7 protein-coding genes and 4 pseudogenes are annotated in these 7928 nt (G+C 64.9%); 6 read left to right on the top strand and 5 right to left on the bottom strand.

What is annotated here, in order from left to right; all coding sequences use genetic code 11:
* Together AB0N17_RS44530 and AB0N17_RS44535 are read right to left on the bottom strand one after the other, a co-directional pair.
* Positions 1–250: pseudogene (locus tag AB0N17_RS44530) on the bottom strand (hypothetical protein); the annotation flags it as partial.
* Positions 136–615: a transposase domain-containing protein gene (locus tag AB0N17_RS44535; protein WP_366017414.1), complete on the bottom strand. Its 480-nt coding sequence runs from the start codon at positions 613–615 to the stop codon at positions 136–138. The pseudogene AB0N17_RS44530 and the gene AB0N17_RS44535, both read right to left, overlap by 115 nt.
* A gap of 27 nt (positions 616–642) precedes the next feature.
* Between AB0N17_RS44535 and AB0N17_RS44540 the strand changes: the two are divergent.
* Positions 643–889: pseudogene (locus AB0N17_RS44540) on the top strand (ISAzo13 family transposase); the annotation flags it as partial.
* Positions 890–1377: 488 nt separating this feature from the next.
* Here the strand turns inward: AB0N17_RS44540 and AB0N17_RS44545 are convergent.
* Positions 1378–2313, bottom strand: a complete 936-nt coding sequence (locus AB0N17_RS44545) for a class I SAM-dependent methyltransferase (RefSeq protein ID WP_366017415.1) — start codon at positions 2311–2313, stop codon at positions 1378–1380.
* A gap of 260 nt (positions 2314–2573) precedes the next feature.
* Between AB0N17_RS44545 and AB0N17_RS44550 the strand changes: the two are divergent.
* The 3 genes and pseudogenes from AB0N17_RS44550 to AB0N17_RS44560 all read left to right on the top strand — a co-directional run bounded on the left by AB0N17_RS44550 (position 2574) and on the right by AB0N17_RS44560 (position 4574).
* Positions 2574–3328 (top strand): annotated as a pseudogene (locus AB0N17_RS44550) (transposase family protein).
* A gap of 68 nt (positions 3329–3396) precedes the next feature.
* Entirely contained in the window at positions 3397–3597 is a 201-nt protein-coding gene (locus AB0N17_RS44555) for a transposase (protein WP_366017416.1), read from the top strand.
* Between the two features lie 50 nt (positions 3598–3647).
* Positions 3648–4574 carry a pentapeptide repeat-containing protein gene (locus AB0N17_RS44560; RefSeq protein ID WP_366017417.1) on the top strand — a complete coding sequence of 309 codons (927 nt, stop codon included), beginning with the start codon at positions 3648–3650 and terminating at the stop codon, positions 4572–4574.
* A gap of 154 nt (positions 4575–4728) precedes the next feature.
* On the opposite strand, the gene AB0N17_RS44565 is transcribed toward AB0N17_RS44560, so the two are convergent.
* Positions 4729–5481 carry a methyltransferase domain-containing protein gene (locus tag AB0N17_RS44565; protein ID WP_366017419.1) on the bottom strand — a complete coding sequence of 251 codons (753 nt, stop codon included), beginning with the start codon at positions 5479–5481 and terminating at the stop codon, positions 4729–4731.
* A 433-nt stretch (positions 5482–5914) separates the two neighbouring features.
* Here AB0N17_RS44565 and AB0N17_RS44570 point away from each other — a divergent pair, with 433 nt between their 5' ends.
* Both AB0N17_RS44570 and AB0N17_RS44575 read left to right on the top strand, forming a co-directional pair.
* Complete coding sequence (locus tag AB0N17_RS44570; protein WP_366017420.1) at positions 5915–6364, top strand: transposase family protein; 450 nt, start codon at positions 5915–5917, stop codon at positions 6362–6364.
* Positions 6365–6759: 395 nt separating this feature from the next.
* A pseudogene (locus tag AB0N17_RS44575) lies at positions 6760–6939 on the top strand (transposase); the annotation flags it as partial.
* Between the two features lie 572 nt (positions 6940–7511).
* Here the strand turns inward: AB0N17_RS44575 and AB0N17_RS44580 are convergent.
* On the bottom strand, positions 7512–7928 hold a 417-nt coding region (locus AB0N17_RS44580; protein ID WP_366017421.1), incomplete at its 5' end, for a hypothetical protein.

Consider the following 7928-nt stretch of genomic DNA (forward strand, 5'->3'; position numbering starts at 1 on the left):
CCCCCAAGGTGCCTTGAAGAAAACCGCGACGGTCGCGGCCGCGATGGCCTTCGCCGGGCTCGCCTCCGTCGTGCAGGCGCCGGAGGCTTCGGCGGGATCGGCCGTGTGTGCCGCACTCGGTCAGCGTGACCACCCTCACCTGCGGGAACCCCGCGGGCAGGCCGTTCTTGGCCGGACCGCCGAACGCGGCCCGGTTGGCCTTCGTGTCCGACGCGTCCAGGACGAACCCGTCCACTGCGGCCAGCCGCATCCCCCCCGGTAGAAGGAGCCCTCCGGGCCGGCCAACCCCAACGGGCGGGCCAGCTCATGGAACAAGACCTCCAAGACCAGCGGCCCCAAGCGCGTGCGGGCCCGCGTGAACGAGGACTTGTTCGGAACGCTGGCATTCAACTCCGGGATATTGCCAACTAGTTGCTTGGCAACATCGTCATAGGAGTCCTGCTGGAACAGCGCCAGGGCGAGGGTGTAGCAGACCATAAACCCGGCCGGCAGTGCGCCGGGCCTCTTGTCCCGAACCTTGCACCTGTCCAGCACCTCGTCGACCAGTTCCGGAGTCACCCACCGGGTCACCACACCCAGTCGCACCTGATCAGACAACCCCACCCAAGGATGCATGCCAGGCCCAACGACCACCCTGCTCCGAAGTGGAACAAGATCGAGCACCGGGTTCTCCCAGATCACGATGAACTGGCGAGGCAGGCCGCTGACGAGCCACGAAGTCGTCGTCCACCCGATCGCCTCGACCACCACCCGCGCCGGATTGCGTGTTCACGCCGAACTCGACCCAGGCGCCTATCCGCTCGGCGTGGCGATCAGCAAGGCACGGATGCAGGCCCTGCCCATCGAACCCCACCCCGTGCGTGGCACCTGGAACCACACGCTCCGTCCGGCAGCGACCGACCGGACAGCCGCACCGGCGCCTTCCCCGACAACGGAACGGGTCACGGTGCTGGAAATGATGGACGACCCGCGTCTGACTGGCATGACCAGCGGTGATCTCGACGCCCTGGCCGAGAAGCTGGCCGCAGCCCAGCGGGCGCAGTGGGGAACAGCAGCGATACGAAGCGCGCGGTGGGCCACGCCGCCAGCGCCCCGGCACACAGGGCAAGAAGCCCCTGCTCAACAGCCGCGACCGCATCCTCGTCACGCTGCTCTACCTCGGCGCGTGTGCTCGCAGCGGGTCCTGCGCAAGATGCTGGAGATCAACGACCGCACCATGAGCCAAGTCGTCACCGACACCCGCATGCTCCTGCGGGAGCACAAGGTCAGCATCGAGAAGACCACCCTGCTCTTCAGCACCCCCGACGAGCTACTGGCCTTCCTGCGCACCGGGCAGCTGGCGTCCCGCAGCCGCGAACTCACCCCCCATGCATGCAATCAGCAGACTTTGAACCACAGCGAGGACGGGAAGTGTCCCTCGCCGGCGCTAAGACCATCATCGTGAGGGGCCGGTTGGTAGTCCGGGAACACGGCACGCAGTCGGTCGGGCCGTTCATAGTGGAGGTGAGACATACATGCGAGGATATCCGCATGCTCATTATGCGTCAGGAAAGCTCTCACGAGCGATGTTTCGGCCCAGTGGAGCACGCTGTCCAGCAGGTCACACTGATAGTCATACGGTAGATAAATGTCGTGCATATGCACGATCACCCCAGGTGCGAGGCGTGGGAAGACTTCCAGTACAAGGAAGTTCACATCCGAACCCGGCCTGACCACATGGGATGAGTCGACGAACAAGACATCCCCGGCGGTCAGCGAGGTGAACATCTCCAGATTGACGGCCTGGACCGGTGCCCGGTGCAGCTCTACACGTGCATCATGGACCAGCCACTCGCGCGGGTATGGTTCAACGCAGGTTACCGTCCCTGCGTGGCCTTCCTCCGCATTGCGGGTAAGTGCCCGTACTGCGATGTGGGTGGAGACGCCGCTGCCGACTTCGAGGTATCTACGCGGGCGCACCGAGCGCAGGATGCCGTGCAAAGCCTGCCCTTCGATATAGCCGTACCCGGGGCCGAGCCGACCCGTCGGGTCGGAGATCCCATTTCCGCGATACTCGTCGACAAAGGGTGTGCAGGTCTTCTCGAGCCAGATTACCTGCTCGTCCAAGTCGATACGCAGGCCGGGGAGGCGGGAAGCAGCTCGCCAAAATTCCTGAGTCGCCGCGAGGCCGCGCAGATCCGGTGCAGAAGAGTAGTAATGGCGTGGCGCAACAAGGATTCCCGCATGCGAGAGCGCCCTGTTTGCAACGGCCGCTTGGCGCTTGATGACCGCCTTAATCTGCCGCCGAATGCTCAAGGTTCGAGTGTTTCCCATGATCCTCAAAGTAACCCAAGGGGACGGTAGAGTACCCCGGACACGCCGGAGTCCCAAGGCCCCCTTGTTTCACTTCCGGTGGCTGAGCCGGTGTGAGAAGCTGTATTCCTTTCGATCTTGAGTGCGGTCTCGCTTCTTCGATTAACTGAGCCCTTTCCAACCTGCCTCTGAAGTAGGGCGGTTGGGCTGGCAACGTGGTGAAGCCCCTGGTAGATGGGTTTTCGACCAAGAGAACCGTCTCCACCAGAGGCTTCACGTGCTTGTACCCGTCGGGCGTCGACGTGTCCAGCTCTGCCCTCCGCTTCCTCACGCAGCAGTTGCGGCGGCACCGCCGTACGACCGGCTCGCGTCGGCGTCGGAGCGCCGGCCGCCAAGCCCTGCTGACACTCGCCCATCTGCGGGTGGGACCCACCTATGCCCAGCTCGCGGCCGGGTTCGGCGTCGGCACCACGACGGCCTACCGCTATGTCACCGAGGCTGTCGAGTTCCTGGCCGTCCTCACCCCCAGCCTGGCCGACACGGTGCGCACCGCGTCGGTGAAGGCGTATCTGCTCCTGGACGGCACGCTCCTGCCGACTGACGGCATCGCCGCGGACCGGCGGTTCTGCTCCGGCGAACCCAAGAAGCACGGGATGAACGTGCAGGTCACCGCCGACCTCTTCGGCCGGCTGCTGTGGGCCTCACCGGCCATGCCCGGCGCCGTCCACGACGTCCGTGCTGCCCGTGAACACGGCATTGTCGGCGCCCTCGCCGAGGCCGGCATCAAGTGCTGGGCCGACAAAGGCTACCGGGGCGCCGGCGGAACAGTCCGGATCCCCTACTGGGGCCGGTGGGAGACCCTCTCCGCAGGCCAGAAGGCAGCGAACCGGTTCCACACCAAGATCCGGGCCTCGGGGAGCAGGCCACCGCCACCCTCAAGTCCTGGAGGCTCCTCCGCAGACTGCGGTGCTCGACCACCCGGATCACCAGCCTCGTCCAGGCCATCCGCACCCTCCATCTGACCAGCTCAGAGTGAAGATGGAAAAGGCCCACTGTCTCGCGCACAGGTTCGGTAACGCGGCGGATCAGCCCGACCGGGCGCCGGTGTACGACACGGTTCTGACGGATGAGCAGTGGGCGGAGCTCAGGCCGCTACTACCGGTGCCGGCGTGGTTGGAGGGCCGGGGCGGACGCCCGGAGGGCTACTGCCACGGCCAGATGCTCGACGCCGCCTTCTACGTCCTGGACAACGGGATCAAGTGGCGGGCGATGCCGGTGGACTTCCCTGCCTGGGAGGGGGCCTGACCCTTGATCCTGGACACCCTGATCATTCGGCGGACGCGGCCATAAACTGGGTGCTCCCCTTGGAGACCCGCGCCGCGGACGCTCAGACGGCGCTGACCTGCCTCGGGGTTCTGTACCAGGAAGGCCGTCCGGAGTGGCTCAACGTCTGCCTGACTGACCTGCGCCGATCCGACTGTGACGGATTGTGGCTACACGGAGTCAACTTCGACGGCGCTTGCCTGGAAGCGGCGAGCGTCTACCAGGTCAATCTGAGCAAGGCGTCCCTGATCGCTGCCAACTTGCGGCATGCCGAACTCGGCACTTCGATTCTCCACCAGGTCCGCTGTCTGCAAGCTGATCTGCGAGGTGCACGCCTGGTCAAGGCCGATTTAAGGTCGGCGGACTTCTCCCGTGCGGACCTGCGGGAGGCGAACCTACGCAAGGCCCGTGCCCAGGATGCCGTGTTCGATGGCGCGGACCTGCGGTTGGCCGACCTCCGGGGTGCGAGCGACCTCAACGATACTGACCTGCGAGAGGCGAGGATGGAAGGCGCGCTGGCGAGCGACCTTACGATCTTGGCCGACGGGCTTCGACGCTCAAATAGCCGGCCTCGTTGTCAGCGCGGACCCTGGCATCGAATCGGACAATCCTCTTCCGGCTGCCGCGCTCACGAAGCGAGTCCCGCTGCTGCAATCGGAGCCGACCCACGGTCCGTCAGCGACGGCGGATTGAGCAATCTCCACTCTCGAGAACGAGCTGGGCGACAGCCGGCCCTGGCCCAGCAAGGCCGCCGCCCGCACCGCGATCTTCGAGTGAATCGAAAGCTGGTACAACGTGCCCCGTCTCCACACCAGACTCGGCTACCGCAGACCCGCCGAATACGACAGCGCCCTGGCGGTCTGACCAACACACCAAAGGTGTCCGTCAAAGCGGAACAAGCTCAGGGTGAAGCAAACCCAGCACGATGCGGGCGAATGCGAAGGGCTGACCAGCAGTGAACGCGAGAAAATGTCCTTGCTCAGGCGTGAGAACCGCAAGCCGCGGGAGGACGTGGCATCCTCAACGTGCGACGCCTGCTTCGCGTCGCGGAGACCCGATGACGGTCGCCTCCTTCACAGAAGCGGACGAAAGTGAAGGCCGCGTGGTATTCACTCAGCGATTCCGGGCCGTAAACTGCATCGGTGCGGGGCGCTGCTCTCGAGGCACCGGGAACTTCGGAGCATAGGGCTTCGAGAAGCAGGCCAGAGTTCCGGGATGGACCACGTCGAGAGGCATGCACCCGGACTCAGCTGCGGCGGTGCGGAGACGCTCGTCCGTGGCTAGTCGATCCGAGCTGACGTACAGGTAGGCGTTTTGCGCGTACCAGGGCTCGACCTCTGGATCATCCCACAGGCGGCTGCGGAGGCAGTCGATCAGCTGGTAGCCCAAGTGCTGGAAGCGGTCACGCCAGTAGGTCGCCCATTGTTCATTGCGATGGTTGGTGCCGGTCTGCCCGGGGATGGCCGCCGAGAAGAGGACGACATCAGCTAGCGCACAGAGGTCAGCCACAAAAGAGTCGGCTCGGAATGCGTCTAGGTGTTCGGCGGCCTCTAGAGACATGGCCAGGTCGAAGCGGCGGCCGTTCAGGTCGAGCGAATGAGCTAGGTCGTGCTTCAGGAAACAGTCGGGGGGGATACGCAGAGCCTTCTCAGCCACCCATCCGCCGTCGACTCCGACGATGGTTTCCGCGCCGAGGCTGCGCGCGACCGCGAGCCAGGAGGCAGTGCCACACCCCAGGTCGATGACACTCCTCGGTCGAACTAGGTCGAACACCAACGGAAGCACACGCCCCGCAGAGCGCGCCGAGCCGTCTTGTTGACCTGTATAGAACCTAGCGCCGTACACCTTTTTGCGGAACATAGTCATCGTCATCACCTCGCTGCTTCTACCTGCGTCGCAGGCAGGTAGAGAATGGCACAGAGTGAGCCTGGCTGCGGGTACGACGCACTGTGTAACAGATGATAATGAAGCCTGGTGGCTCCTCCCTCTCATAAACCCCCGTTGGCAAAGTGCTTTGTGTGCTGTTCACTGGCGAGGATTTCTCTGAACTTCCCGATCGGGGCCAGCCTGTGATCGCCGGGAACTCTGGCTTTGTTATCGGAGTGTTGCAGTAGGCGGAGGTCCTGTCCGACCATCCGCTGAGCTGCCCGTAGGGACAGGGCGATTGCAAAGTCGCGGTGATCTCATGAGTGTGCAGGTCACGGCGGTGTGAGGATGCCGGTAGGGCGCGCGACCGAACGCAACGAAGCTCCGTTGTGGAGGTGACCTTCCCAAGTCGCCTGCGCCCAACGGAGCTTCGATGTGTCGCCAGTCTGCCACCGTCTGTCTGGTCAAGTCGCCCACCCGTCAGCACCGCGCGACGGGTGCGCTGGCCGAGCGGCTGGCCACGCTGGCCGATCCGCGGTGCCGACGGGGGAAGCGTCACCCGTTCGTGGCAGTGCTGCTGATCGCCTGCTCTGCTGTGGTGAGCGGGGCGAGGAGTTTCGTGGCGATCGACGAGTGGGCCACCGACGCACCGCAGGACGTCCTGGCCCAACTCGGCGCCCACACCGCGACCGCCCTGGCCGTGCGCGTCCCGCCCAGCGGGTGCGACGATCCGGCGGGTCATCAAAAGACACCTGCCCCGGTGGCCTGGCCGACCTCCTCGGACACGACCCGGCCGGTGCCGACACCCTCGCGGTCGACGGCAAGAGCGCCCGCGGCTCGCGCCTGGGCACCACCCCGGCCGCACACCTGCTGGCCGCGATGACCCGTCACCCAGCTCAGGGTCCCCGAGAAGACGAACGAGATCACGTGTTTTCGCCGCCCTGTTGGACCCCTACGATCTGCAAGGAGTCACGGTGACCGGCGACGCACCGCACACTCAGCGCGACCACGCCCGCTTCCTCGTCGGGGTGAAGGAGGCGCACTACGCCTTCAGGGTGAAGCGGAACCAAAAGAATCTCTACGAACAGATGCGGACCCTGCCCTGGGGCGAGGTGACGGCGAAGTTCTACGACCGCATCCAGGGGCACGGCCGGAAGGAGACCCGGGTTGTGCAGGTGCTGACCGTCACCGACCTCGGCGTCGACTTCCCCCCATGCCGCCCAGGCCGCCAGGGTCGTACGCCACCGCACCGACACCCGGACCGGCAAGCAGAGCCGGGCGGTCTACGTGATCACCGACCTGACCAGCCGCCAGGCGTCCCCAGAACGCATCGCGACGGTCCTCAGGGCGCACTGGGTGATCGAAAACAGGCTCCACTTCGTCCGCGACACCGCCTTCCGCGAAGACGCCTCCAAGATCCGCACCGGGCACAGCGCGGAGAACATGGCCACCCTGCGCAGCTTTGCCATCAACCGGCTCCGTGCCGCGGGCCACACCAACATCGCCGCCGGACTCCGCACGACAGCCCTCCGCCCCTACGAACGATCGCTGGCCATCCTCGGCCTCAACTGACCTGCATCAACGCACGATCAACGAACTTTGCAAGAAGGTGCGGCCACCGTCCCCGAGCCGTCGGCATGCTGCGGCGCGACTTCCCCGCCCAGGAGCCGAACACCAAGTATGCGGGCGACCTAACCTGTCTCCCCGTCGGCGGCGCCAATTTCTTTATCTCGCAACGATGTTGTAGTACTCCGTTGGGTCTTTCGGTTCGGGCTGTTCGTGGGCGTGTTGGATGTGTGGATGCACATGAAGTGAAGTGTGTACGGGCCAGGTTGGCTCTCTACGTGGACGATGTGTTCGCCTCGGTGCCGCGCAAGGACCAGCAGCGCCTGATCAACAAACTGAATGGCCTGGCAGCGCCTCGCGAGTCGATACGGCGAGATGCCCGACGGGTGTCTCGCCGGCAGCCACCGCCTTCGTCGTTGATCTGCACTAATGACCTCACAAAGAAAACTCCGTTGATCACAGCATCACACAGGCCTTAGGGCCCGGGTGTCCAGCGCATCTAGCAAGTCAGCTGACCGAGCCGCCGTCACTTTGCGTGCAAAGAACATCCCCGAGTCCTCGATTAGCGGTAGATCAGCAAGCGTGCGGAAGCCCGACAGGTTCCGGTCCAGGTAGTGGAAGTTGGCGAAGTCGGCCGTGACCTGACCGGATCGTGTGCGAAACATCGGGTCCTCTACTTCACTCCGTCGGCCGCACTGCCAAAGCAAGGTGTGAAAGAAGATCTCGTCGGGCGCCAGCGTGAAACGAAACAGCCTTTCCCAACGCCGGTCCGCGGCCTCCGCGAGAAGATCCGCGACGCAATCGGCGGTCAGCGCCGTCCACTGGGAGCCAGCCATCGGCTGGACCGCGCCGAAAAAGGATACACTGCGCCGCGGTACCAT

It is taken from the genome of Streptomyces sp. NPDC051133, from assembly GCF_040682635.1.
Lineage (GTDB): Bacteria > Actinomycetota > Actinomycetes > Streptomycetales > Streptomycetaceae > Streptomyces.

What these genes read in the sequence shown, in the direction of transcription:
- AB0N17_RS44565 (WP_366017419.1), bottom strand. Translation starts at nt 5,481, where the DNA reads ATGACTATGTTCCGCAAAAAGGTGTACGGCGCTAGGTTCTATACAGGT.
- AB0N17_RS44545 (WP_366017415.1), bottom strand. Translation starts at nt 2,313, where the DNA reads ATGGGAAACACTCGAACCTTGAGCATTCGGCGGCAGATTAAGGCGGTC.
- AB0N17_RS44570 (WP_366017420.1), top strand. Translation starts at nt 5,915, where the DNA reads ATGTGTCGCCAGTCTGCCACCGTCTGTCTGGTCAAGTCGCCCACCCGT.
- AB0N17_RS44535 (WP_366017414.1), bottom strand. Translation starts at nt 615, where the DNA reads ATGCATCCTTGGGTGGGGTTGTCTGATCAGGTGCGACTGGGTGTGGTG.